This is a genomic window from Streptomyces sp. WMMC500 (assembly GCF_027497195.1).
In the GTDB taxonomy this organism is placed as follows: domain Bacteria; phylum Actinomycetota; class Actinomycetes; order Streptomycetales; family Streptomycetaceae; genus Streptomyces.
In genome coordinates this window covers 6,279,402-6,302,812 of sequence record NZ_CP114905.1, presented here as the reverse complement: position 1 = coordinate 6,302,812, position 23,411 = coordinate 6,279,402, and the positions used below count along the sequence as shown (strand labels likewise).

Annotated in this window: 18 protein-coding genes and 1 pseudogene; 6 read left to right on the top strand and 13 right to left on the bottom strand. The window is 74.5% G+C overall.

Annotated elements, in window-relative coordinates:
- Positions 1 to 7: 7 nt before the first annotated feature.
- Positions 8 to 2,224, bottom strand: a complete 2,217-nt coding sequence (locus O7599_RS27190) for a BTAD domain-containing putative transcriptional regulator (RefSeq protein ID WP_281618236.1) — start codon at positions 2,222 to 2,224, stop codon at positions 8 to 10.
- Between the two features lie 130 nt (positions 2,225 to 2,354).
- Here O7599_RS27190 and O7599_RS27185 point away from each other — a divergent pair, with 130 nt between their 5' ends.
- Positions 2,355 to 3,272 carry an alpha/beta hydrolase gene (locus tag O7599_RS27185; RefSeq protein WP_281618235.1) on the top strand — a complete coding sequence of 306 codons (918 nt, stop codon included), beginning with the start codon at positions 2,355 to 2,357 and terminating at the stop codon, positions 3,270 to 3,272.
- Here O7599_RS27185 and O7599_RS27180 read toward each other — a convergent pair.
- From O7599_RS27180 to ppgK, 6 genes are all read right to left on the bottom strand, one after another.
- Positions 3,259 to 3,960, bottom strand: coding sequence for a S1 family peptidase (locus O7599_RS27180; protein WP_281618234.1), 702 nt, complete (start codon positions 3,958 to 3,960; stop codon positions 3,259 to 3,261). The two genes, O7599_RS27185 and O7599_RS27180, sit on opposite strands and share 14 nt — an antisense overlap.
- Positions 3,961 to 4,057: 97 nt before the next feature.
- Positions 4,058 to 4,711: a response regulator transcription factor gene (locus tag O7599_RS27175; RefSeq protein ID WP_281618233.1), complete on the bottom strand. Its 654-nt coding sequence runs from the start codon at positions 4,709 to 4,711 to the stop codon at positions 4,058 to 4,060.
- 1 nt (position 4,712) lies between these two features.
- Positions 4,713 to 6,068 carry a sensor histidine kinase gene (locus tag O7599_RS27170; RefSeq protein ID WP_281618232.1) on the bottom strand — a complete coding sequence of 452 codons (1,356 nt, stop codon included), beginning with the start codon at positions 6,066 to 6,068 and terminating at the stop codon, positions 4,713 to 4,715.
- 5 nt (positions 6,069 to 6,073) lie between these two features.
- Positions 6,074 to 8,329 (bottom strand): MMPL family transporter, encoded by a 2,256-nt coding sequence (locus O7599_RS27165; protein ID WP_281618231.1) that lies wholly within the window; start codon positions 8,327 to 8,329, stop codon positions 6,074 to 6,076.
- A gap of 101 nt (positions 8,330 to 8,430) precedes the next feature.
- Entirely contained in the window at positions 8,431 to 10,239 is a 1,809-nt protein-coding gene (locus O7599_RS27160; protein ID WP_281618230.1) for a BCCT family transporter, read from the bottom strand.
- An 83-nt stretch (positions 10,240 to 10,322) separates the two neighbouring features.
- Positions 10,323 to 11,069 carry a polyphosphate--glucose phosphotransferase gene (gene ppgK / locus O7599_RS27155; protein WP_281618229.1) on the bottom strand — a complete coding sequence of 249 codons (747 nt, stop codon included), beginning with the start codon at positions 11,067 to 11,069 and terminating at the stop codon, positions 10,323 to 10,325.
- A 213-nt stretch (positions 11,070 to 11,282) separates the two neighbouring features.
- Here ppgK and O7599_RS27150 point away from each other — a divergent pair.
- Positions 11,283 to 12,239 (top strand): annotated as a pseudogene (locus tag O7599_RS27150) (M28 family metallopeptidase); the annotation flags it as partial.
- A 142-nt stretch (positions 12,240 to 12,381) separates the two neighbouring features.
- Here the strand turns inward: O7599_RS27150 and O7599_RS27145 are convergent.
- Positions 12,382 to 12,954, bottom strand: a complete 573-nt coding sequence (locus O7599_RS27145) for a MarR family transcriptional regulator (protein WP_281618227.1) — start codon at positions 12,952 to 12,954, stop codon at positions 12,382 to 12,384.
- A gap of 110 nt (positions 12,955 to 13,064) precedes the next feature.
- Here O7599_RS27145 and O7599_RS27140 point away from each other — a divergent pair, with 110 nt between their 5' ends.
- Positions 13,065 to 13,607: a YceI family protein gene (locus tag O7599_RS27140; RefSeq protein ID WP_281618226.1), complete on the top strand. Its 543-nt coding sequence runs from the start codon at positions 13,065 to 13,067 to the stop codon at positions 13,605 to 13,607.
- Between the two features lie 84 nt (positions 13,608 to 13,691).
- Here O7599_RS27140 and panD read toward each other — a convergent pair whose 3' ends face one another.
- Both panD and O7599_RS27130 read right to left on the bottom strand, forming a co-directional pair.
- Positions 13,692 to 14,111 (bottom strand): aspartate 1-decarboxylase, encoded by a 420-nt coding sequence (gene panD, locus O7599_RS27135; RefSeq protein WP_281618225.1) that lies wholly within the window; start codon positions 14,109 to 14,111, stop codon positions 13,692 to 13,694.
- 135 nt (positions 14,112 to 14,246) lie between these two features.
- On the bottom strand, positions 14,247 to 15,386 hold the full coding sequence (locus tag O7599_RS27130; RefSeq protein WP_281618224.1) for a site-2 protease family protein: 1,140 nt from the start codon (positions 15,384 to 15,386) through the stop codon (positions 14,247 to 14,249).
- Between the two features lie 405 nt (positions 15,387 to 15,791).
- Here O7599_RS27130 and O7599_RS27125 point away from each other — a divergent pair, with 405 nt between their 5' ends.
- The 3 genes from O7599_RS27125 (at position 15,792) to O7599_RS27115 (ending at position 19,149) form a co-directional block, all read left to right on the top strand.
- Complete coding sequence (locus O7599_RS27125) at positions 15,792 to 16,646, top strand: polysaccharide deacetylase family protein (RefSeq protein WP_281618223.1); 855 nt, start codon at positions 15,792 to 15,794, stop codon at positions 16,644 to 16,646.
- 283 nt (positions 16,647 to 16,929) lie between these two features.
- Positions 16,930 to 17,658 (top strand): cupin, encoded by a 729-nt coding sequence (locus O7599_RS27120; protein WP_281618222.1) that lies wholly within the window; start codon positions 16,930 to 16,932, stop codon positions 17,656 to 17,658.
- Positions 17,659 to 17,823: 165 nt separating this feature from the next.
- Entirely contained in the window at positions 17,824 to 19,149 is a 1,326-nt protein-coding gene (locus tag O7599_RS27115) for a hypothetical protein (protein ID WP_281618221.1), read from the top strand.
- A 54-nt stretch (positions 19,150 to 19,203) separates the two neighbouring features.
- On the opposite strand, the gene O7599_RS27110 is transcribed toward O7599_RS27115, so the two are convergent.
- The 3 genes from O7599_RS27110 to O7599_RS27100 all read right to left on the bottom strand — a co-directional run bounded on the left by O7599_RS27110 (position 19,204) and on the right by O7599_RS27100 (position 23,379).
- Positions 19,204 to 21,285, bottom strand: coding sequence for an APC family permease (locus tag O7599_RS27110; RefSeq protein ID WP_281618220.1), 2,082 nt, complete (start codon positions 21,283 to 21,285; stop codon positions 19,204 to 19,206).
- A gap of 84 nt (positions 21,286 to 21,369) precedes the next feature.
- On the bottom strand, positions 21,370 to 22,113 hold the full coding sequence (locus O7599_RS27105) for a VTT domain-containing protein (RefSeq protein WP_281618219.1): 744 nt from the start codon (positions 22,111 to 22,113) through the stop codon (positions 21,370 to 21,372).
- Positions 22,114 to 22,260: 147 nt separating this feature from the next.
- Positions 22,261 to 23,379 (bottom strand): helix-turn-helix domain-containing protein, encoded by a 1,119-nt coding sequence (locus O7599_RS27100; protein ID WP_281618218.1) that lies wholly within the window; start codon positions 23,377 to 23,379, stop codon positions 22,261 to 22,263.
- Positions 23,380 to 23,411 lie beyond the last annotated feature (32 nt).

Sequence of the window (23,411 nt, the reverse complement as noted above, 5' to 3'; positions counted from 1 at the left end):
CGGCCGGCTACCCGGGCCGCGGGGCGCCCAGGGCGGCGCCGAGCGCGGCGAGGTGGTCGGCGACGGGCCCGAGGGTCAGCAGCCCGGTCCCGGCGCCGGCGATCTCGGCCGCCGCCGGGGCGAGGCGGTCGCGCGCGTGCGCCATGGTCGCACGGTCGCCGAGGGCGACGGCCGCCCGTGCGACGAGGCACCACGCGGCCTCCTGCATCAGGTCGCGCGGCGGCTCGGGCACCGCGCGCAGCGCCGTCGCGGCCTCGGCGCGGCGTCCGCCGGCCAGCAGCACGAGGGGCCGCACCCACGGCTCGTACGGGCCGAAGTCGGCGCCGGGAACGTCGCGGGTGGCCGGGGTGGCGGACACGGCGAGCCCGCGGCGCAGCCGCAGGCAGAGCAGCGCCAGCGGCAGCAGCCCGCGCTCCACGCCGGGCATGCCGGCCCCGTCGAGCCGCCGGGCGGCGGCGCGGTAGGCGGCTTCGGCGTCGGCGGGGGTCTCGGCGTACGGGGGCGGGGTGCCGGTCTCGGCGAGACGGAGAGCCGCGTACCAGCCGGTGAAGACCGCGACGAGCGGCAGTTCGTGGCGCTCGGCGAGCCGGTCCGCCGCGGCGGCGTGCGCGTCGGCGCCGGGGAAGTCCGCCAGCGCGGCGCGGGCCTGCAGCCGGATGAGGTGGCCCAGCACCTCGTACGTCACGAGGCCGTGCCGGGCCGCGAGCCCGACCAACTCGGCGCCTGTCCCGTCCCGTTCCGCGGCCAGGCCGGTGCGCTCGAAGGTCTGCATGAACACGCCGTTGAGCGCGAACGCCAGGAGCGCCGGATCGTCCAGGCCGCGGGCCAGCCGCTCGGCCTCCCGGGCGGCCTCCGGCCCGCGCGCGGACCGGGTGCCGCGGGACTCGACGGCGACGGTGGCCAGCAGCCGGGCCCGGACCGCGGGGTGCTCGGCGGGCGGCAGCGCGGCGAGGGCGCGCTCCGCCGCGGCCACGACGCGCGCCGCCTGCTCCGGGTCGTCGACGCGGGTCCAGACGGCGGGGACGTCGTAGGCGCCGATGACCCGCGCGGTCAGCTCCGGGTCGCCCGACTCCTCGGCCGCCTCGACGGCCGCGACGCGGTGCCGCCGGGCGGCCTGCAGCCCGCCGCCGCCGGTGACGGCGAGGCTGCGGAGCAGCCCGACGGTGGACTCCAGCCGGGCCCGCGCACCGCCGGCGACGGCCCGGTCGTACGCGGCCGCGGCCTCCGCCCACACGCGCCGCACCCCGTCGCCGGCGGCGGCGCCCGCACCGGGCTCCCCGCCGTCCCGCCCGGCCCCGGCCTGCCCGTCACGACCGGAACCGCCGCCGTCGTCCGGCGCACCACCACCGGGACCGCCGCCGGCGCCGGATCCCGGCGCCCGCGCCGCTCCGGCCGCACCGCCTCCGGCCCCACCCGCGGCCGGGCCCGGCGCTTCCAGGTGTTCCGCCTGCGCCAGGATGTCCGTCTCCAGCCTGCGCAGCGCCGGGCCCGGGTCCACGCCCAACTGCTCGCCGAGCATCGTGCGCGCCCGGCGCAGCACCGCCAGCGCGTCGGCCTGGCGGCCCGCGCGGTACAGAGCCAGCGCCAGCAGCCGCCAGGCGTCCTCGCGCCAGGGGTGCTCGGCCACGTGGGCGTCCAGGTCCGCCGCCGTCTCGGCAGCGAGACCCAGGGACAGCCGGGCCTCCGCGTGCATCTCGGCGGCGTGCAGGCGCAGTTCCGCGAGGCGGGAGCGCTCGGTGCGGGCCCACGACAGGTCCGCGAACTCCGCGTACGCGGGGCCGCGCCACCAGCCCAGGGCCGCCGCCAGCCGCGCCGCCGCGGCCCGCGGCGGCAGGGCCCGCGCGTCGGCCACCGCCGTCTCGAAGCGCCAGGCGTCGACGGCGTCCGGCCCGGCGCGCAGCGCGTACCCCGGGCCCTGGGTGACCAGCAGCCGCGCGGGCGCACGGGGCGGGCGCTCGGGTTCGAGGGCGCGGCGCAGCGCCGCGACGAAGGTGCGGACCGTCCCCACGGCGTCCGCGGGCGGGTCGCTCCACAGGTCCTCGACCAGCACGCCGACCGGGACGACGCGGCGGCGGGCGACGATCAGGCGGGCGAGCACGGCCCGGTGCCGCGGCCCCTTCAGCGCGATCGGGGCGCCGTCTCCGTCGCCGCCCCGCTCGTCGTCCCCCCCGGCGTCGTCGTCCCAGGCGGTCACCGGCCCCAGCACGCCGAACCGGACCCGCACCACCGACCACCTCTCCCGACGCCGGCCCCGCCCGGGGCCCGCCGGGCGCCACCGTACAGCGCGCTCATCCGCCGCTCATCCGCGCCGCGCACGCTGGGGACGACGTTCGCCTACGAAGGGAAAAACCCCGATGTCCCCCCGCATCCCCGGCTTCGACCAACGCCGCGTCCCCGTCGCCGACGGCGTCGCCCTCAGCGCCGCCGTCGGCGGCAACCCCGACGGCAGCCCGGTCGTGCTGCTGCACGGCTTCCCGCAGACCCACCTCATGTGGCGGCACGTCGCCGCCCGGCTCGCCGCCGACCACACCGTCATCTGCCCCGACCTGCGCGGCTACGGCGCCAGCGACAAACCCGCGGAGTCGGCCGGCGGGCCCGGCGGCGGCGCGTACGCGAAGCGCACGATGGCCGGCGACGTCGTGACGCTCGCCCGCGCGCTCGGGTACGAGCGCTTCGCGCTGGCCGGGCACGACCGGGGCGCGCTGGTGGCGTTCCGCGCCGGGCTCGACCACCCCGCCGCGATCACCCACCTGGCCTGCCTGGACGTGCTGCCGACGCTCGACATGTGGGACGTGATGCACGGGGTGTCGGCGGCGGTCGGCTTCCACCTGTACCTCATGGCGCAACCGCCCGGCCTGCCCGAGGAGATGATCGCCGCTGCCCCGGACGCGTTCTTCGGCCACTTCCTCGACGTCTGGTCCGGCGACGCGGACGCCATCCCCGCGGACGTGCGCGCCGCCTACCTGGCGGCGTCCCGGGCCGCGGTGCCGTCGATCGTGGCGGACTACCGGGCGTCGGCGGGCGTCGACGTCGAGCACGACAGCGCCGACCGCGACGCCGGCAACCGGCTGCGCATGCCGGTCACCGTCCTGCAGCAGGACTGGGGCGCCGCGCTCGGCTTCGACGCCGCCGCACGGTGGCGCGCCTGGGCCCCCGACCTGCGGCACACCACCGTGGACTGCGGCCACTTCATGGCCGAGGAGGCGCCGGACGAGGTGGCCGCGGCGCTGCGCGACCTCCTCGCCCGTACGCCCGCCGCTACGACAGCGTGAGCCCGTAGGCCGACAGGACCTCCTTGATCGGCTGGTAGAACGTCGACCCGCCGGTGGTGCAGTTGCCGCTGCTGCCGACGATGAAGCCGACCGCCTTGCCGCCGGAGAACGCCGGGCCGCCGGTGTCGCCGGGCTCGGAGCAGATGTTGGAGCGGAAGAGGCCGGAGACCGGGCCCTCGGGGAAGTTCACCGTGACGCCGACCTGCGTCAGCGTGCCGCAGCGGAAGCCGCCGACCCTCCCGTAGTGGCACAGCGCCAGGCCGGGGGACGGGTCGATGGCGCCGGTGATGTCGACCGGTGCGCCGCCGCTGCCCTTGACCTCGCCGGGGTACGAGACGGAGCCGTTGGTGTAGCGGACGACGCCGTAGTCGTTGCTGGGGAAACTCGACCCCGCGGTCACGCCGACGGTCACGCGGCTGCCCCCGACGTCGGCGGCCCAGGAGGTGCCGACGTTGGCGCAGTGGCCGGGGATGATGCCGTACGAGGCGTCGCCGCCCCCCACGGCGTTGAAGCCCAGCGTGCAGGAGAACCCGGCCCCGTACAGCGCGTCGCCGCCGCGCAGTTCGCCCGCGGCGGCGGGCTGCGCCGCGGCGGGCGGGGCGAGCACGGTCAGCAGCGCGCCGAGCAACGCGAGCACGGCGGCGGTGGCGAAGGTGCGTAACGGAGGAGCGGTACGGCGTCGGCTCACGGGTCCCTGCCTTCCGGGTGGCGGCGGTCTCGACCGCATTGTGCTCGCGGCGCACGGAAGCAGGAAGGGGTCGGGGGCGGGTCGGGCGCGCCGGGCGTCAACGGCCCGGCAGCAGGCCGTTCTCCAGCGCGACGACCACCGCGCGGGTGCGGTCGCCGACGTCGAGCTTGGCGAAGATGCGCAGCAGGTGCGTCTTCACGGTGGCCTCGCCGATGAACAGGCGCTTGCCGATCTCCGCGTTCGACAGCCCCTCGGCCACGCCCGCCAGCACCTCGGACTCGCGCGGCGTGAGCGTCACCGGAGCCGGGCGGCGCATCTTCGCGACCAGGCGCTGGGCGACGCGGGGCGCGAGCACCGTCTCGCCGCGGGAGGCGGCGTGGATGGCGTCGACGAGCTGGGCGCGGGTGGCGTCCTTGAGCAGGTAGCCGGTGGCGCCGGCCTCGACCGCGCGCTCGATCTCGCCGTCCGTGTCGTACGTGGTGAGGATCAGCACCCGGGTACGCGCGGCAGCCGCGACGATCGCGGCGGTGGCGCCGACGCCGTCGAGGAGCGGCATCCGCAGGTCGAGCAGGGCGACGTCCGGGTCGAGGCGGGCGACGAGGGCGGCGGCCTCGTGGCCGTCGCCGGCCTCGCCGACGACCTCGATGGTGGACTCCGCGGCGAGGAGTGCGACGAGGCCGGCGCGCATCACGGTGTGGTCGTCGGCCACGATGACGCGCAGCGGCGCGGCGGGGGCGGGTGTCGTCGTCATGTCAGACCTGTCCGTCCGTGGCGGTTCCGGGCGTTCGCGACGGGTCCACAGGAGGCCCGGCCGGGAGGTGCCCGGCCGGGAGGTGCCCGGCCGGGAGGTGCGCCTCCGCGAGTGGGCCGTCCGCGGGGGTTCCGGTCGCGGGCACGGTGACGAGTATGCGGGTGCCGTCGCCGGGTGAGCTGGTGACGGTCAGCTCGCCGCCGAACTCGGCGAGCCGCCGGCGCATCCCGTCGAGCCCGAAGCCCCCGGCGGGCACGGCGCCGTCCCGCGCGCCGTCGGCACCGCCGCCGGGCGGGCTCTCCCCCGCCCCCGGCACGAACCCCTTCCCGTCGTCGGTGATCTCCAGCTCGATGCCCTCGGGACCCGCCGCCAGCACCACCCCGACCGTCGACGCCGCCGCGTGCTTGCGCACGTTGGCCAGCGACTCCTGCGTGCAGCGCAGCAGCGCGATCCGGGTCGGCTGGTCGCAGTCGACGTCCGGCAGCTCGGCGTCGACCGCGAGCCCGGTGTCCTCGGCGAACCGGTCCAGCGTGCGCCGCAGCGTGGCGGCGACGGAGCCGGCGGCGACGCCGTCGCGCGGGGCGGAGCCGACCAGGACGCGGGCTTCGGCGAGGTTCTCGCGGGCGGTGCGTTCGATGGACTGCAGTTGCTGCGCGCTCCTGCCGGGCTCGTCCGCCATCCCGGCGCGCGCCGCCTCGGCGAGTACGACGATCGACGCGAAGCCCTGCGCGAGGGTGTCGTGGATCTCCCGCGCGATGCGCTCCCGCTCCTCGGCGGCACCCTGCCGCTTCTGCGCCTCCGCGAGCCGCTGTTCTGCGTCGGCCAGCCGGCTGCGCAGCCGGGCGCGCTCGTCGCGGAGCGCCAGCGCCCGGGGCGTCAGCAGCGCGATGACGACGCTGACCGCGTAGACGGCGACGGACGAGACGGCGTTCGTGGTGAGGGTGCCGGCGCTCCAGCCCTCGCGCGCGGCGCCGCCCACCGTGATGGCGACGGCGCCGAGGCCGCTGAGGAGGACGGCGCCCCGCAGGCTGTCCACGAAGATCACGAACTGTGCCAGCGTCACCGTGTAGAGGGCGCCGAACCCGTCGCGGAGCCACGACAGTACGCCCAGTACCAGGATCAGCAGGACGAGGTAGCCGTACGCGAGCCGCACCGGGTTCCCGGGGCGGGTGCGGACGACCGCGTAGCCGACGCCGAGCCCGGCCACGAGCGCGAGCGACCCGTACCGGTCCGCGGCCGGGACGTCGCCCAGGATGGTGATCAGGGTCAGCAGACCGATGATCGCCCAGGAGAAGACGTCCCAGCCGTGGAGCATCCAGATCCAGAGGGGGTCGCCGCGCCGTGGCCGAGGGAGCATGCCGGTCAGCGTACGTTCCCGGCCGTACGCGCCGGCGGTGCGGTTCCGGCGCCGGTCACGGCGGGTGCCGGCGGCCGTGGCGGGGCGGTCCTGGGCCGCGCCCGCGGCCAGGCCCGCTCGCCGAGGAGCAGCAGGGCCGCGGGCAGCACGAGCAGCCGGATCACGACCGCGTCGAGGAGCACGGCGAGCGCCAGGCAGAAGCCCATCTGCTTCATCTCGGTCAGGTGCAGCGCGACGAACCCGGCGAAGACGGTGACCATGACGACCGCCGCACTGGTCACGACCTTCGCCGACGCGCCGATGCCCGCGACGACCGCCTCCCGCGCCGGCATCCCCGCGTCCCTGGCCTCCTTGATCCGGCTGACCACGAACACCTGGTAGTCCATCGACAGCCCGAAGAGGATCACGAAGAGGAACAGCGGGACCCGGGAGGCGATGGCGCCCATCGAGTCGAAGTCGAGCAGCCCCTCGGCCCAGGTGCCCTGGAAGACGGCGACGAGCGCGCCGAGCGCGGCGGCGGCGGAGAGCAGGTTCAGTCCGACGCCGAGCAGCCCGATGACCACCGAGCGGAACGCGACCACCGTCATCACGAAGGTGAGCAGCAGCAGGGCGCCGATGACCAGCGGCAGCTTGCCGCGCTCGTGCGCGACGTAGTCGGCGCCGCGGGCGACGTCGCCGCTGACGGCGGTCTCGACGCCGGCCGTCTGCCCGACGGTGGCCGGGATGTGGTCGTCGCGCAGGTGCCGCAGGGAGTCCCGGGCGGGCTGGGAGTTGGCGAAGTGCGGTACGGAGAGCACGAGCACGCTGGTCCTGCCGTCCGGTGAGGTGCGTACCGCGGACCCGGCGTCCGGGAGGAACAGCGGGTCGGCCGACGCCCGCCGGCCCAGCTCGGCCAGCGCGCGGCGCACCTCGGGGGCGCGCTCGGGGGCGGCCCGGGCGACGACCTCGTGCTGCACCTTCAGCTCGGGGAAGGCGGCGGTCAGCCGGTCGTAGGTCTGCATGGCCGGGATGTCGCGGGAGAAGGTGTCCTTGCCGGGGTCCACGAGCTTCATGCCGAGCGCGGGCGCGGCGAGCGCGAGCATGGCCAGCACGGAGACGACCAGGGTGGCGACGGGGCGGCGCTGCGCGGGCCGCAGCAGGGCGGAGAGGACCCGCCCGTGCTCGGGGCGCTGCCGCCGCGGGCGCGGGGCGGCGCGGCCCTCTGCCGGGCGGCCGGCCCGGCGTGCCGCCCGGCGGGCGGCACGGCGTTCGGTGCGGCGGCCGATCGTCACGAGCAGCGCGGGCAGCGCCGTCAGGGAGCTGGCGACGGCGACGGCCACGACGAGGATCGTGCCGGTGGCGAGGGAGGAGAAGATGACGTCGGTGGCGAGGTAGAGCGTGGCGGTCGAGACGATGACGGCGAGGCCGGAGACGACGATGGCCCGCCCCGCGGTCGCCGCCGCCAGCTCGACGAGGGCCGCGGACGACAGCCGGCCGTCCGCGCGGGCGCGCTCCTCGCGCTCGCGCTTGAGGTAGAAGAGCGTGTAGTCGACGCCGACCGCCAGGCCGATGAGCAGGATCAGGTTGGTGCCGACGCCGGGGTCGGGCAGCAGGTGCGAGGCCAGCATGGACAGGCCGAGCGCCGCGGCGATCGACGTCAGCGCGAGCAGCAGCGGCACGCCGGCCATCACGACCGACCCGAAGACGACGAGCAGCGTGACGAGCGTGACGGGCAGCGAGATGCGCTCGGAGAGCGCCAGGTCCTCGCCGCGCTGCTCGTTGACGCCCTTGCTGATCGCGGGCGACCCGGTCTCCTCGACGACGAGGCCGGGGTGCGCCGCGGCCACCTCCCGGGTCTGCTCCAGCAGCGGCCCGACGTTCTTCTTGCCGTCCAGCTCGGCGCCCTTCAGCACGACCGGTACGCGCAGCGCGGCGCCGTCCCCGGAGCGTACGGGCGCGGCGACGGACGCCACTTCGGGCAGCCGCTCCATCCGGTCGGTGACGTCGCGCGCCGCCGCGCGGGCGGCGGGGAGGTCGAGCGGGCGGCCGGACTCGGCGCGGATGAGGACGTGTTCCGTGGGCTTGCGCTCCAGGCCGCCCTCGGTCGCCATCCGCTCCGCGCGGCCGGCCTCGCCGACCCAGAAGTCCTCGGTGGTGGCGGGGTTGCCGCCGACGGATATGCCGGTGCCCAGGCAGAGGGCGACGAAGACGAACCAGCCGGCGATCGCGCGCCACGGGTGCCGGGCGCTCCAGCGGGCTGTGCGAACGGGGAGATTTCTCATGTCCGCCATGCTCGCGAGCGCGGCCCCGCCGCCGGCAGCGGCGACCGGTGGAACCGGGGGTCCACCGACCGGTGGACCCCGGCGGCCGGCGCGGCGCGTCCTCAGTACGCGGGCGGGCCGGCGTCCTCCGGCCCGGCGTCCTGCGGCCCCTGGCCCGGGGCCTCGTCCTCGGGGACGTCCCGCCCGGCGGCCCGGTCGCGGCCCCGGCCCCGGTCCCCGGCCCGGCCGCCCCGCAGCCGCTTCGCCAGCCCGCGGATCTGCAGCTCGAACTCCCCGTCGTAGTGCTGGTGTCCGGCCCGTACCGCCGTCTCGACCACCTGCTCGCCCCGCTCGCCGATGAGGATCAGCTCGTCGTGCCGCAGGTCGCGCATCAGCGCCACGCACAGCACGATCATCACCAGCGTGAACGGCACCGCGACGAGGATCGTGAGGTTCTTCAGCCCGGTCAGCGCCGCGTCCCCGCCGCCGCCGACCAGCAGCATGACGGCGGCGACCGCGCCCGTCAGCACACCCCAGACCACGACGACGATGCGCGTCGGCTCCAGCGTCCCCTTCTGCGACAGCGCCCCCATCACGATCGACGCCGCGTCCGCGCCGGAGACGAAGAAGATGCCGACCAGGACCATCACCAGCAGCGTCGTGACGCCGGCGATCGGGTACGCGTTCAGCACCGCGAACAACTGCCCCTCCTGCGTCGACTCCTCGGTGATCCCAGCCCCTTCGGCCTCCTGGTGCATCGCCGTGCCGCCGAGGATGCAGAACCACAGCAGGCTGACGACGCTGGGCACGAGGATCACGCCGCCGACGAACTGCCTGATGGTGCGCCCCCGGCTGATGCGCGCGATGAACATGCCGACGAACGGCGTCCACGAGATCCACCACGCCCAGTAGAAGACCGTCCAGCCGGACAGCCAGCCCGCGACGTCCTCGCCGCCGCTCGCCTCCGTGCGCGCCATCATCTCCGGCAGGTCGGCGAAGAACGAGCCGATCGAGGTCGGCACCAGATCGAGGATCAGGATCGTCGGGCCGGCGATGAAGACGAACACCGCGAGCGCGGCGGCCAGCACCATGTTGATGTTCGACAGCCACTGGATGCCGCGCTCGATGCCGGAGACGGCCGAGGCGACGAACGCGGCGGTGAGCACGCCGATGACGAGGATCAGCAGCCCCTCGCCGACCTCCTCCGACGTCCAGCCGACCTCCCTGATACCGCTGCCGATCTGCAGCGCGCCGAGCCCGAGCGAGGCGGCGGAGCCGAAGAGGGTGGCGAAGATGGCGAGGATGTCGATGACCTTGCCGACGCCGCCGTTCGCGTGCCGCGGGCCGATGAGCGGGGTGAAGACGGCGCTGATGGTCTGCCTGCGGTTGCGGCGGAAGACGCTGTACGCCATGGCGAGGCCGACGGCGGCGTAGATGGACCAGGGGTGCAGCGTCCAGTGGAAGAGGGTCGTCGCCATCGCCGTCTCCATCCGGGAGGCGGCGTCGGTCCCGCCGGGGACGGTGTCCGGCGGCGGGGAGGTGAAGTGCGACAGCGGCTCGTTGACACCGTAGAACATCAGGCCGATGCCCATGCCGGCGCTGAACATCATCGCCACCCACGACACGGTGCGGAACTCCGGCGGCTCGCCCTCGCGGCCGAGGGTGATGCGGCCGTAGCGGCTGAAGGCCAGCCAGAGCGCGAAGATCACGAAGCCGGAGGCGGCGAGCACGAAGGCCCAGCCGCCGTAGTGCATCGTGTCGTTGAGCAGGGAGGTGGAGGCGTCCTCCAGGGAGTCCGTCCCCACCGCGCCCCAGATCACGAACGCCAGCGTCAGCGCGGCGGCGACGCCGAAGACCACCGCGTCGGTGCGCGGTGCGTGCCCCGGAGCGCCGCCGCCTTCCTCGGGCGTCTCCACCCGTTCGTCGAGCACGTGCGGTCACCGTCTCCCTACGCTCCGTGTCAGAACCCACTCACCATAGGCGAGAGGGGCCGGAGCGCCCGGGACCGGCGGCCTCAGCGCGCGGCTGCGGCGGCGGCCATCGCGGCGCCGACGATGCCCGCGTTGTTCTGCAGCTCGGCGGGGACGACGGCGGCGCGGATGTCGGTGATGTCGTCGAGGAACTTGTCCGCCTTGCGGCTCACGCCGCCGCCGATGACGAACAGCTCGGGCGTGAAGAGCATCTCCAGGTGGGCGAGATAGCGCTGCACCCGGTGGGCCCAGTGCTTCCAGCTCAGGTCCTTGTCCTCGCGCTCCTTGGCGGAGGCGCGCTTCTCCGCCTCGTGGCCGTGCAGCTCCAGGTGGCCGAGTTCGGTGTTGGGGACGAGCCGGCCGCCGGTGAAGACGGCGCTGCCGATGCCGGTGCCGAAGGTGAGCACGATGACGGTGCCGGTGCGCCCGCGGGCGGCGCCGAAGGTCAGCTCGGCGATGCCGGCGGCGTCGGCGTCGTTGACGACGTGCACGGGACGGCCGAGGCGGTCGCCGAGGAGGGTGGCGGCGTCGACGCCGATCCAGCTCTTGTCGACGTTGGCGGCGGTACGTACGACGCCGTCGGTGACGACCCCGGGGAAGGTGACGCCCACCGGACCCTCGTGCCCGGCGAAGTGCTCGACGACCGCGGCGACGCCGTCGGTGACGGCGTCGGGGGCCGCGGGGTGGGGGGTGAGCACCTTGTGCCGCTCTTCGGCGAGGGCGCCCGTGTCCAGGTCGGCCGGGGCGCCTTTGATGCCCGAGCCGCCGATGTCGACTCCCATGATGTTCATAGCCCCAGACGATACGGCGGCGCGGGCCGCCGGCCGGTCAGGACGCCCGGCGGGCGCGTACGGACCGGGCCGCGGGCGGCGCGGAACGGGCCCGTCCGCGTACTCCACCTCTGTCCGATATTCGGTTTTCCGGGACCGGATAGCTTCTTGACGCGGCATCACCAGCTCCGCCAGCCTCATGTGCACGACAATCCCCCACCGTTGGGAGCACCCATGCCCCTCCGTCGTGCACGTCTCAGGTCGCGGCCGGCCGCCGCCCTCCTCGCCGGCGGGCTGCTGACCGCGCTGCTCGTGCCGGTCGCGGTCGCCGCGGAACCCGCGGCGCGCGTCGCGCCCGAGCAGGCGCCGGACATACCCGTCGCGAACGTCAAGGCGCACCTGTCCGAGTTCCAGTCCATCGCCGCCGCCAACGGCGGCAACCGCGCCCACGGCCGCCCCGGCTACCGGGCCTCGCTCGACTACGTCAAGGGCCGGCTGGACGCCGCCGGATTCACCACCCGCATCCAGCAGTTCAGCGCCAGCGGCGGCACCGGCTACAACCTGATCGCCGACTGGCCCGGCGGCGACCCGAACCAGGTCCTCATGGCCGGCGCGCACCTCGACTCCGTCACCTCGGGTCCCGGCATCAACGACAACGCCACCGGCTCCGCCGCCGTCCTGGAGACGGCGCTCGCCGTCGCCCGGTCGGGCTTCCAGCCGCGCGAGCACCTGCGCTTCGCCTGGTGGGGCGCGGAGGAACTGGGCCTGATCGGCTCGCGGTACTACGTCTCCAACCTGCCGTCCGCCGACCGTGCCGCGCTCTCCGGCTACCTGAACTTCGACATGATCGGCTCGCCCAACCCCGGGTACTTCGTCTACGACGACGACCCCGCGATCGAGAAGGTCTTCAAGGACTACTACGCCGGCCTCGGCGTCCCCACCGAGATCGAGACCGAGGGCGACGGCCGGTCGGACCACGCGGCGTTCAAGAACGTGGGCGTGCCCGTCGGCGGGCTGTTCACCGGCGCGAGCCGGACGAAGTCGGCGGCGCAGGCGGCGAAGTGGGGCGGCACGGCCGGCCAGGCCTTCGACCGCTGCTACCACAGCTCCTGCGACACCACGGCGAACGTGAACGACACGGCGCTGGACCGCAACAGCGACGCCCTGGCGCACGCGGTGTGGACGCTGGCCGAGTGACACGGCCGGCCGAGTAACACCTACGCAGCCTGCCCGCTCCGCTCCGGCGGACACGCTCCCCGGCGGCGGGGCGGGCACCCGCGCGGCGGCTCGGCGGCGCCGCGGAGGGCCGGAGCCGGGGACGCGGCGAGGGGCGTCAGACTTCGGTGACGGCTTCGCGGGCAGCGGCCCCGCCGACGGCCTCCGCGCCGGCCCCGGCGGCGTCCGGGGCGTCCTCGGCAGCCTCCGCGTCCTCGGCGAGCTCCTTCGCGCAGACCGGCCGCAGCCCTTCCTTCACCGCACCGCTGATCTCGCCGAGCTTCTTCTGCTGCTCGGGCGTCAGCACGTCGAACAGGTGCTTGCGCACCTCCGTCACATGCCCCGGCGCCGCCGCCTCCAGCACGGCGAACCCGGCGTCGGTGAGCTGCGCCACCGACCCGCGCCGGTCGGCGTCCGTGGCACACCGGGACACGTACCCCGCCTTCTCCAGCGCCGCCACCGCGTGGGACAGCCGGCTGCGCGAGGAGCGGGCCAGCTCGGCGAGCTGGCTCATGCGCAGGCTGCGCTCGGGGGCCTCGGAGAGGTGGACGAGGATCTCGTAGTACGCCACGGGCATCCCGGAGTCGCGCCGCAACTGGCGGTCCAGATGCGCGTTGAAGTCACGGACGGCGTCCATGAAGAGGCGCCATATCTGCTGTTCGTCCTCGGTGAGCCAGCGCACGTCGGTCATGTGTCCAGCATACCTGTAGTTGAGTCCTCAACCAGAGCGTGTTAGGTTTTGGATTAGAGTTCAACCACTCGCCCCAGTGGTGGGCACCGCTACGGAAGAGGCACATTCCCATGACTATTCCCGCCGACCGGATCCCCGCTTACGAGACCGGCACCTGGACCATCGACCCCGTGCACTCCGATGTCTCCTTCGTCGTCCGGCACCTGGGCGTCTCGAAGGTCCGCGGCACGTTCGACGAGGTCGAGGGCACCATCGTGACCCACGAGGACCCGCTGCAGTCCGAGGTCAAAGCGGTGATCAAGACCGCCTCGGTCAACACGCGCAACGAGACGCGCGACAACCACGTACGCACGGCGGACTTCCTGGATGTCGAGACCCACCCCGAGATGATCTTCACGTCCACCGGCATCCGCGAGAAGGAGGGCGTCTACCTGATCGACGGCGACCTGTCGCTGCGCGGCGTCACCCGCCCCGTGACGCTGGAGACCGAGGTCGGCGGCTTCGCGCCGGGCCCCGGGGACAGCACGGTCGTCGGGTTCTCCGCGAGCACCGAGATCAGCCGCTCCGACTTCGGCGTGACCGGCGGCCCGGCCGGCGCGACGGTGAGCGACGCGATCAAGATCACGCTGGACATCGAGGCGGGCCGCTCCTGACGCCCGTACGCACGACAGCGGGCGGCCAGCGCGCCGCCCGCTGTCGTGACCACGGTGCGGGGCGGCCCCGCCGGTGACGACCGCTCAGTCGCCGGCCACGGTGTCGCCCCGCACCGTTCCCGTGCCGGGGAGCGCCTCGGCCGGATCCGAGCCGTGCCGGACGGGGCGGTTGTCGCCGTCCACGAACACGATCCGGGGCAGCAGCGCCTTCGCGTCCGCGTCGGCCACGGTCGCGTAGCTGATGACGATCACCAGGTCGCCCGGGCTGACCAGCCGGGCCGCCGCGCCGTTGATGCCGATCACGCCGCTGCCCCGCGGGCCGGGGATGACGTAGGTGGTGAGCCGGGCTCCGTTGTCGATGTCGACGACGTCGACCTGCTCGCCGGCCAGCAGGTCGGCCGCCTCCATGAGCCCCTCGTCGATGGTGATCGACCCGACGTAGTGCAGGTCGGCCTGCGTCACGGTGGCGCGGTGGATCTTGGACTTCAGCATCGTCCGGAACACGTGCGGCCTCGCCTGCGGTCAGGGGGTACGGGAGCGACGCCAGGGTAACCACGCCGCCGCTCCGCACCCGCCCCGCGAGCGGCCAACTGTGAGCGACGACACCGCCCGGGGGCGGCGGCGGTGCCGGGTTCGGGGTCAGGGACCCCGGCGCGCGCGGGGAGAGGTCTCCGCCAGGTACGTCACCGTCCGGCTGACGTCCGACAGCGACAGGATCCCGACGAGCCTGCCCTCCTCGGTCACCAGGACGCGGTGCTCGGGGCCCGGCTCCATGCGGGGCAGCAGATCGGCGAGGGAGTCGTCCGGGCCGGCGACGGTGAGCTGCGCCAGCGGCACCATCACCTCGCCCGCGGTCACGGTCCCGCCGCTCTCGGGCCGCGCGTTTCTGACGCCGCGCAGCGTCACCAGACCGACCGGCTCCCTGTCCCCGCCCGTCACCGGGAACGCCGCGTGCCGGTAGAACGGGTTGTCCAGCAGGTGCGCGACGTCGAGGTCCTCGGGCACCACGACCGGATCGCGCGTCATGGCGTTCCGTACGGGCACACCGGCGAGCATCCCGCGCACCTGCGCCTGCCGTCCCTCGGCGGTGGCGGCGCCGACGAGGAACCAGCCGATCAGCGCAAGCCAGAGTCCGCCGAACCCGCCGCCCCGCAGGAACAGGACGAACCCCAGCACGAGGAGCAGCCAGCCCAGGGCGCGCCCCGCCACGGTGGCCCCGGCGGTCGCCCGCAGCCGGTCTCCCGTACGCCACCACAGCAGCGCGCGCAGCAGCCGCCCGCCATCCAGTGGCGCGGCCGGCAGGGAGTTGAAGACGGCGAGCAGCACGTTGATGCCCGCCAGCCACGCCATCACCTGGACCAGGAGATCGGGCGCGGACGCCAGGTGGAGGAGCCAGGTGCCCAGCACGAAGAGTCCGCCCAGCAGGAGGCTGACCAGCGGACCGACCCCCGCGATCCGCAGTTCGGCCCCCGGGTTCGACGCCTCCGCCTTCAGCCGCGCCACCCCGCCCAGCAGCCAGAGCACGATGTCGTCCACGGAGACGCCGTTACGCCGCGCCACCACCGCGTGCGCGAGTTCGTGGGCGAGCAGCGAGACGAAGAAGACCACGGCGGCGGCCAGACCCGCGACCCAGTACAGCACCCGGGCCCGGCCCGGATCGGCGTCCGGGAGCTCGCCCTGCGCGAGGCTGACCGCGATGATGCCGAAGATCAGGACCACGCTCCAGTGGACCCCGACCCGGACCCCGGCGATGCGCCCCAGCGTGAACGTCGCCCGCACAGCGTCACTCCTCCGCTCGCACCCGGGACAGACCGGCGGTGCCCGCTCCCCGGCCGCGCTCACGGCTCGGTCCTCGACGATTCCAGTCGATTCCAGTCGATTCCAGTGAAGCCCGGTCCCGGCCCCGGCACGCTGTCGAACGGGCCTCGCCTGGGCCGTTCGGCGTAGCCGGCGTACGGCGTTCCCCGCGGTGAGCAGGGGGCGGCCGGCGCTCGGCAGGCCCCGCCGGCGCTTGCGGAACGTCCCCCGCGTGCCCGGCCCTCCCGGGGACGAATCACACAAGGCGCCCCCGCTCCTACCCCGTTCCGGACCGGCCCGCCACTCGCCGGGGCCCGATCCGGTGCTTCCCTCCGGCGTCTCGTGTCGCTGACCTGCCCGGCCTCAGCCCCGTGAGACCAGTTGGTCATGAAATATGACAAATACCCGATGGGGGCACTGCCGCGCCGCACCGCGCTCTGCCTGGGCCTGCTGGGCGCGTACCAGCTCGCCATCGCGCCCGACGCGCACGCCCCCCGGCCGCGGGCGGCCGCGGGGGCGTCCGTGGACGGCAAGCCGCTCGGCCGCGCGCCGTACGGGCCGCGCCCGGCCGCCGGGCGCACCGGCGCCGTGCCGATGACGACGTCCGGGGGCATGGCCCGTATCGCCGGACCGACCCGGCCCGTGACCGTACGCGCCACGCCGCACACCACGCTCCGGGAGACGGGCAGGAAGATCGCGCTCACCTTCGACGACGGCCCGCACGCGACGCAGACGCCGGAGATCCTGCGGATCCTGCGGCGCCACGGGGCGCGTGCGACGTTCTTCGTCATCGGCGAGAACATCCGCTGGAACCGCGACGTGCTGCGCCGGATCGCCGCCGACGGCCACGTCGTCGGCAACCACTCCTACACCCACCCGCAGCTCGACCTGATCAGCACCCCGCGGGTGCGCGAGGAACTGGAGCGGACCTGCGAACTGGTGGCGCGGGAGCTGGGTGCGCCGCCGCGGCTGGCGCGGGCGCCGTACGGGATGTGGCACGGGCCGAGCCTGGAGGTCTGCGCACAACTGCAGATGGAGCCCTTCCAGTGGGACATCGACACCCTCGACTGGGACAATCGCGACCAGGGGTTCATCGAGAGCACCGTGCTGGGGAATGCGCACCCGGGGGCGATCGTGCTGGCGCACGACGGCGGGGGGAACCGGTGGGCCACGGTGCGGGCGCTGGAGTACTACCTGCCGCGGCTGCTGGACGAGGGGTACACGCTGGTGCAACCGGCGTAACCCCCGCACACCCGCCGCCCGCACCTCACCCGCCCCGGCACCTCGCCGTTCCCCACAGCCCTCGCTTCAACGAGCTCCCGGAATCCCGGACCCCCAAACCCGCAATCCCCGCATCCCCTACATCCCCCGCACACCCGCCCAAGGGTAGGCCGCCCCACCGACAGAACCGCCCACGGCAGAACCGCCCGCCGGCCGGCCGCCCCGCGGGCCGCGCCGTGGCGGGGCAGGAGATCGGGTGGTTCGGGGGCTGGTCCGTAGAAAGCGCTTGCGTCATGCTGGTGTCATGGCCGATCCCGCACTCCCGCCCCTTCCCGGCGGCGTCAGCGTCTCCCGGCTCCGCGTCTACGACTGGCAGGCCCCCGACGGCCTCCGCGGCGGCACCCCGCACCTGCACCTCGCCTGCACCGAGGCGTACGTCGTCCTCGGCGGCCACGGCGCCGTGCAGACCCTGACCACCTCCGGGTACGCCGAATCCGAGCTCGTCGAGGACGCCGTCGTCTGGTTCACCCCCGGCACCATCCACCGGCTCGTCAACACCGACGGCCGGCTCGACATCCTCGTCCTGATGCAGAACGCGGGCCTGCCCGAGGCCGGCGACGCCGCCTTCCCCTTCCCGCCCGACGTCCTCAACGACGACGACGCCTACGCCCGCGCCGCCGCGCTCGACCCGGCGGAGCCGGAGAAGTCCGCGCAGGCGCGCCGCGACCTGGCGCTGGCCGGCTTCGCCGAACTGGCCCGGGCCGCGCGGGCGGGCGACACGGGGCCGCTGGAGGCGTTCCACGCGCGTGCGGTGGAGTTCGCACGTCCGCGCCTGGACGACTGGCGGCAACGCTGGGAACGGGGTCCGGCGGCGGCCGCGGCGGCGACGGACGCCCACCTGGACGCGCTGCGCGGCGACGGCGGCCACCTGCGGGCGGCGTCGGTGCAGCGGACGGGGGCGGAGCCGAGGTTCGGGATGTGCGGCCGGCTGCAGGCGTGCGACCTGGACGGCGCGGTGACGGTCGGCGCGTAAGGGAGACCCAACCCCGGACGCCACCGGCCCAGCACCCCCTCACACCCGCCCAAGGGTATGCGGCGCCTCTGACGACGCCGCCCCACCGCCGCCGCAACGCCCCCTGCCCTACCGCATCCTGCCGCCCGGGTGGCGCCCGCCCCTCGCGCGAGAAGAATGTCAGGTATGCACCGGTTCCTGGCCTCGCTCCTCGCCCTCCTCGCCGCGTTCCTCACGGCGTCCCCCGCGCACGCCCAGGACCCCGTCGGCGACGCCGCCGAGGCGCTGCGCGAGCGCCCCGTCTACGTCCACCCCGACGTCCGGCGCCAGATGTCCGTCTCCCGGGCCAACGCACTCGCCGCCCGGATCAAGGACGAAGACGCCCCCGTCTTCGTCGCCGTCCTCCCCGCAGGACCCGGCGTCGCCGCCCGCGACGTCCTGCCGAACCTCCGCTCCCGTACCGGCATCGCCGGCGTCTACGCCGTCCGCCTCGGCGACGGCTTCGGCGCCGCCGCCGACTCCGGCGTGCTGTCCGGCCGGGCGGTCGACAACCTCCGCCGCGCCGCGGTCGGCGCCCACCCCGACGACGCCACCGACCAGCTCGTCACCTTCGCGGACGAGGCCGCGGGACAGGCCGACGGGAGCGCGCCCTCCGGCTGGCGCGACAGCACCGACATCGGTGGCACCGGGGCCATCACGCTCGGCGTGCTGGTCGTGCTGATCGCCGGCTGCGTCCTGTTCGTCCGGCGGCGCGGCAAGCGGCGCCGCGCGGAGCAGGGCAGGGCGGAGCTGGCGCGGCTGCGTACCGTCGTCGACGAGGACATCACCGCCTTCGGCGAGGAGATGACGCGCATCGCCTTCGACCCCACAGAGCCGGCCGCGGACGACGCGATGCGCGAGGACTACCAGAAGGCGCTCGACGCGTACGAGAAGGCCAAGTCCCGGATGGAGGCGGCGAGCGTCCCCGGCGACGTCCGCGGGGTGACACAGGCGCTGGAGGAGGGGCGGTTCGCGCTGACGACGCTGGAGGCGCGCCGCACCGGCGCGCCGCTGCCCGAACACCGCCCCCCGTGCTTCTTCGACCCCCGGCACGGCCCGTCGACTTCCGACGTCGAGTGGCACCCGCCGGGCGGTGCACCCCGCACCGTGCCGGCGTGCACCGCGGACGCGAATCTGCTGGCCGCGGGCGAGGAGCCGATGACCCGCACGGTCGACACGGCGCGCGGCCCGCAGCCGTACTGGAACGCCGGCCCGGTCTACGCCCCGTGGGCGGGCGGCTACTTCGGCGGCGGCCTCCTCCCCGGGTTCCTGGCGGGCACGCTGCTGGGGTCGACGTTGTACGCGCCCGGCGGCTGGGCGACGGACGGCATGGGCGAGGGCGGCGACCAGACGGGGGCCGACTTCGACTCCGACGACTTCGGCGGCGGCTTCGGCGGGGGCGACTTCGGCGGTGGCGGTGGCGGGGACGGCGGAGGCTTCGGGGACGGCGGCGGCTTCGGCGGCTTCGGATGAGTGCGGGCGCGTCCGCCCGTACCCGAAACCGGCGAACGGCCACGCACCCCGCCGCTACCTCCCCGCCGTCTCCCTCCCCGCCGTCTCCCGCCGCTTCCGCGCGCCCGCCGGGGCCGGGCCCCGGACCGCACCCGGCGCCTGCCACTCCGCGCCCCGCCGCGCCCGCCGCTTGGCGCGCTCGCTGGAGCCGAGCTGGTACGGCACCGACGTCACCATCACCCCCGGCGTGAACAGCAGCCGCGCCTTCAGCCGCAGCGCGCTCTGGTTGTGCAGCAGGTGCTCGTACCAGTGCCCGACGACGTACTCCGGGATGTAGACACTGATCACCGTGTCCGGCTTCTCCTGGCGCAGCCGCTTGACATAGTCGATGAGCGGCCTGGTGATCTCACGGTACGGCGACTCGATCACCGTCAGCGGCACGTCCAGCTCGCTGTCCACCCACTGCTGCTGCAGTTGCCTGGTTTCCTCGGCGTCGACCCCGATAGTCAGCGCCTCCAGCTTGTCGGAACGTACGAGCTTCGCGTACGCCAGCGCGCGGAGCGTCGGCCGGTGCAACTGGGAGACCAGCACGATGGAGTGCACGTGCCCGGGGCGCGGCATCGCGTCGTCCTCCTCGCCCTCGGCGGCCTCGGCGGCCGCGACCTCCTGCGCGACCCGGTCGTAGTGGCGGCGGATGGCGGCCATCACGCCGTAGAAGAAGAGCATGCCGGCCACCGCGATCCACGCGCCGTGGCTGAACTTGGTGATCAGCACGACCACCAGCACCAGCGCGCAGAACACCGCGCCGAAGCCGTTCATCGCCCGCGACCGCAGGATGCGGCGGCGCACGTCGGTCCGGTGCTCCGTGGCCAGCGCGCGGTTCCAGTGCCGGACCATGCCGGTCTGGCTGAAGGTGAAGGAGACGAAGACGCCGACGATGTAGAGCTGGATCAGCCGGGTGGAGTCGGCCCGGAAGGCGTAGACGAGGGCGCCGGCGAGCAGCGCGAGGAAGAGGATGCCGTTGCTGAAGGCCAGCCGGTCGCCGCGGGTGTGCAACTGGCGCGGCAGGAAGCGGTCGTGCGCGAGGATCGAGCCGAGCACGGGGAAGCCGTTGTACGCGGTGTTGGCGGCCAGGAACAGCACCAGCGCCGTGGCCGCCGCCAGGATGACGAACGGCACCGAGCCGTCGCCGAAGACCGCCGCGCCGACCTGGGCGATCACCGGGTTCTGGACGAAGCCCGAGCCGACCTCCTCGCCGTTGCGCAGCAGCTCCTCGGCCGGTCGCTCGGCCATCCGCACGTCGGTCTGCAGCGCGAGGACGATGATGCCGACGAACATGACGATCGCCAGCAGGCCCATCATCGCCAGCGTCGTCGCCGCGTTGCGGCTCTTGGGCTTGCGGAAGGCGGGTACGCCGTTGCTGATCGCCTCGACGCCGGTCAGCGCGGCGCAGCCGGAGGAGAAGGCCCGTAGCAGCAGGAAGACCAGGGCGAAGCCGGCGATGCCGCCCGCGTGCTCGCTGTGGATCTCCAGGTCGGCGGTGGGCGCGCGCATCGTGTCGCCGAGCGCGAGGCCGCGGAAGGCCCCCCAGGCGATCATGATCAGCACGCTGCCGACGAAGACGTAGGTGGGGATGGCGAAGAGGGTCCCCGACTCCTTCACGCCGCGCAGGTTCATGGTGGTCAGCAGGCCGATGACGATCAGCGCGCACAGCACCTTGTTCTCGGCGACGAACCCCCAGGCCGAGCCGAGGTTCTCCACGCCCGCGGAGACGGACACCGCGACGGTGAGCACGTAGTCGACGAGGAGCGCGCTGGCCACCACCTGGCCGGCGCGGCGGCCGAGGTTGGTGGTGGCGACCTCGTAGTCGCCGCCGCCGCTGGGGTAGGCGTGCACCGTCTTGCGGTACGAGGCGACGACGACCACCATCAGCACCACGATGGCCGCGGTGATCCAGGGGCTGTACGTGTACGCGCCGACGCCGGCGACCGACAGGACGATCAGCACCTCGCCCGGGGCGTACGCGACCGAGGAGAGCGGGTCGGAGGCGAAGACGGGAAGCGCGACGCGCTTGGGGAGCAGCGTCTCGCCCAGCCGGTCGCTGCGAAGCGCACGGCCGATCAGTATGCGCTTCGGCAGTTCGGTCAGCTTGGACACGGGGCGATCGTAAGTGATCCGAAATACCGCTCTGCGCAGCGAAGTGCGCTTTGTCCAGGACTACGCCGAGGTTTTGACGCGACCCTAACGCCGGGCGTGCCGGCCGCGCCGCGGGTCGCCGTCGCCGCCGTCGGCGGTGGGGGCCGCCGGATCGGCCGGGTGGCCGGCCGGTTCGTCCCCCGCGGGAGGAGGCGCCGGGGGCCCGTTCTTGGCGCGGCTGCGGGCGCGCAGGTACTCGATGACGATCGGCAGCACCGACAGCAGCACGATGCCGATGAGGATCGCCTCGATGTTCTTGTGCACGAAGTCGATCTGGCCCAGGGCGGCACCCAGGAGAGTGACCCCGACGCCCCACAGGATGCCGCCGATGACGTTGAAGATGACGAACTGCCGGTAGTTCATCCGGCTGACCCCGGCGATGATCGGGGTGAAGGTGCGCACGATGGGCACGAAACGGGCCAGCACCAGCGACTTCGGGCCGTGCTTCTCGAAGAACTCGTGCGCCTTCTGCACGTTCTCCTGTTTGAACAGCCTGGAGTCGGGGCGTTTGAAGAGGGCGGGGCCGACCTTGCGGCCGAAGAGATAGCCGACCTGGTCGCCGACGATGGCCGCGAGGGCGATGAGCACGCACATCAGCCACAGCGGGAAGTCGAGCACGTCCGAGGTGATCAGCAGACCGGTGGTGAACAGCAGCGAGTCGCCCGGCAGGAAGAACCCGATGAGGAGCCCGGACTCGGCGAAGACGATCACGAGCACGCCGACCACGCCGAACTTGTCGATCAGGAAGTCGGGATCCAGCCATCCCGGTCCGAGCGCGAGCGTGTTCATGGGTTCGGGACTCCAGACATCCGGGACGGGCGGCAGGGAGAAGAGTGGGCCACCTACCGGGGAAACGCAAGCCGGGTGTGTGCGGTTCCGGACGCCCCCGCGAGCGGGCGGCGGTGCCGCGGCGGGGGTGCCGGGGGTGGCGCGTGACTAGACCTGCTGCTCCGGCCAGCCCAGCAGACGGGCTCCCATGGCGGCGGTCTCCAGGGTGTAGCGGTGCAGGGAGTCCGCGACGTCGTAGCCGGTGAGGGTACGTATCCGGTCCAGCCGGTACGACAGCGTCCGCACGCTCACGCCCAGCCGCCGGGCCGCCTCGGCGTTGACGTAGCCGGCGGCGGCGCAGGTCTGCAGCGTGGCGAGCAGCGGCTCGGCGCCGCCGCGGGCCTGCGTCAGCGGGCCGAGGACGGTGCGTACCAGATCGGCCATCGCCGCCCTGTCGCGCAGCAGCACCGGGAAGACCAGCAGCTCCGCGGCGTGCAGCACGGGCTGCCCGAGGCCGAGCGCGGCGGCCATGCCGAGCGCCCCGAGCGCCTCCTCGTAGCTGCGTACGACCCCGCCGGGGCCCGCGTGCTCGCGGCCCATGGCGACGCGGGTGGCGCTGCCGTATCCGCTGCCCGGCTCCAGGGCCACCGTGGCGAAGGCGTCGAGCAGCGCCCGCTCGCTGCTGCCGGCGACGCAGACGAGCTGGCCCTCCTTGGTGGTCAGCAGCACGTCGCGCTCGCCGAAGCGGCCCAGCAGCTCCCGCTCGATGCGCCGCACCAGCGGGTGGACGTCGGCGAAGGGCTCCTCGCCGGCCGCGACCGCGACGGCGTGCGCGCGGGCCAGGCGCAGGCCGAAGCGCTCCGCGCGCTCGGCGAGCCGGCCGAGGTCGCTGCGGCCGTAGAGCAGGTCATCGACGAATTCGCGGCGCTCGGCCTCCTCCTGCCGCACCGCGAGCCGCTGGGCGCGCTCGTGGCCCTCGCCGAGCGCGGAGACGGCCGCCTCGACCGCGGCCAGCACGGCGTCACCGCTGCGGGCCCGCTCGGCGGCGCTCGCGGCCCTGGCCACGCCGGGCAGGGTGGCCCAGGTGCGGCGGGTCTCGGCGAGGTGGCCCGCGACCAGCTCACGCAGGCTGCGGCCGGCCTCGGCGGCCTGCTCGCCCAGCTCGCGCAGCGCGTCCAATTCGGGGCGGCGCAGCAGCCTGCCGGTGGCGGACACGTCGGCCAGCAGCTCCGCATAGCCGTCGAGGACGTCGGGGAGTGCCCCCGCTGTGCGCGTTCGCGCCACCACCGCTCCCGGTTGCCGGATCCTGGAGACGGGAC

Excerpts from the sequence above, each read along its gene's own strand:
- O7599_RS27185 (WP_281618235.1), top strand. The coding sequence starts at position 2,355 with ATGTCCCCCCGCATCCCCGGCTTCGACCAACGCCGCGTCCCCGTCGCC.
- O7599_RS27175 (WP_281618233.1), bottom strand. The coding sequence starts at position 4,711 with ATGACGACGACACCCGCCCCCGCCGCGCCGCTGCGCGTCATCGTGGCC.
- O7599_RS27170 (WP_281618232.1), bottom strand. The coding sequence starts at position 6,068 with ATGCTCCCTCGGCCACGGCGCGGCGACCCCCTCTGGATCTGGATGCTC.
- O7599_RS27165 (WP_281618231.1), bottom strand. The coding sequence starts at position 8,329 with ATGAGAAATCTCCCCGTTCGCACAGCCCGCTGGAGCGCCCGGCACCCG.
- ppgK (WP_281618229.1), bottom strand. The coding sequence starts at position 11,069 with ATGAACATCATGGGAGTCGACATCGGCGGCTCGGGCATCAAAGGCGCC.
- O7599_RS27145 (WP_281618227.1), bottom strand. The coding sequence starts at position 12,954 with ATGACCGACGTGCGCTGGCTCACCGAGGACGAACAGCAGATATGGCGC.
- O7599_RS27140 (WP_281618226.1), top strand. The coding sequence starts at position 13,065 with ATGACTATTCCCGCCGACCGGATCCCCGCTTACGAGACCGGCACCTGG.
- O7599_RS27125 (WP_281618223.1), top strand. The coding sequence starts at position 15,792 with ATGAAATATGACAAATACCCGATGGGGGCACTGCCGCGCCGCACCGCG.
- O7599_RS27120 (WP_281618222.1), top strand. The coding sequence starts at position 16,930 with ATGGCCGATCCCGCACTCCCGCCCCTTCCCGGCGGCGTCAGCGTCTCC.
- O7599_RS27115 (WP_281618221.1), top strand. The coding sequence starts at position 17,824 with ATGCACCGGTTCCTGGCCTCGCTCCTCGCCCTCCTCGCCGCGTTCCTC.
- O7599_RS27105 (WP_281618219.1), bottom strand. The coding sequence starts at position 22,113 with ATGAACACGCTCGCGCTCGGACCGGGATGGCTGGATCCCGACTTCCTG.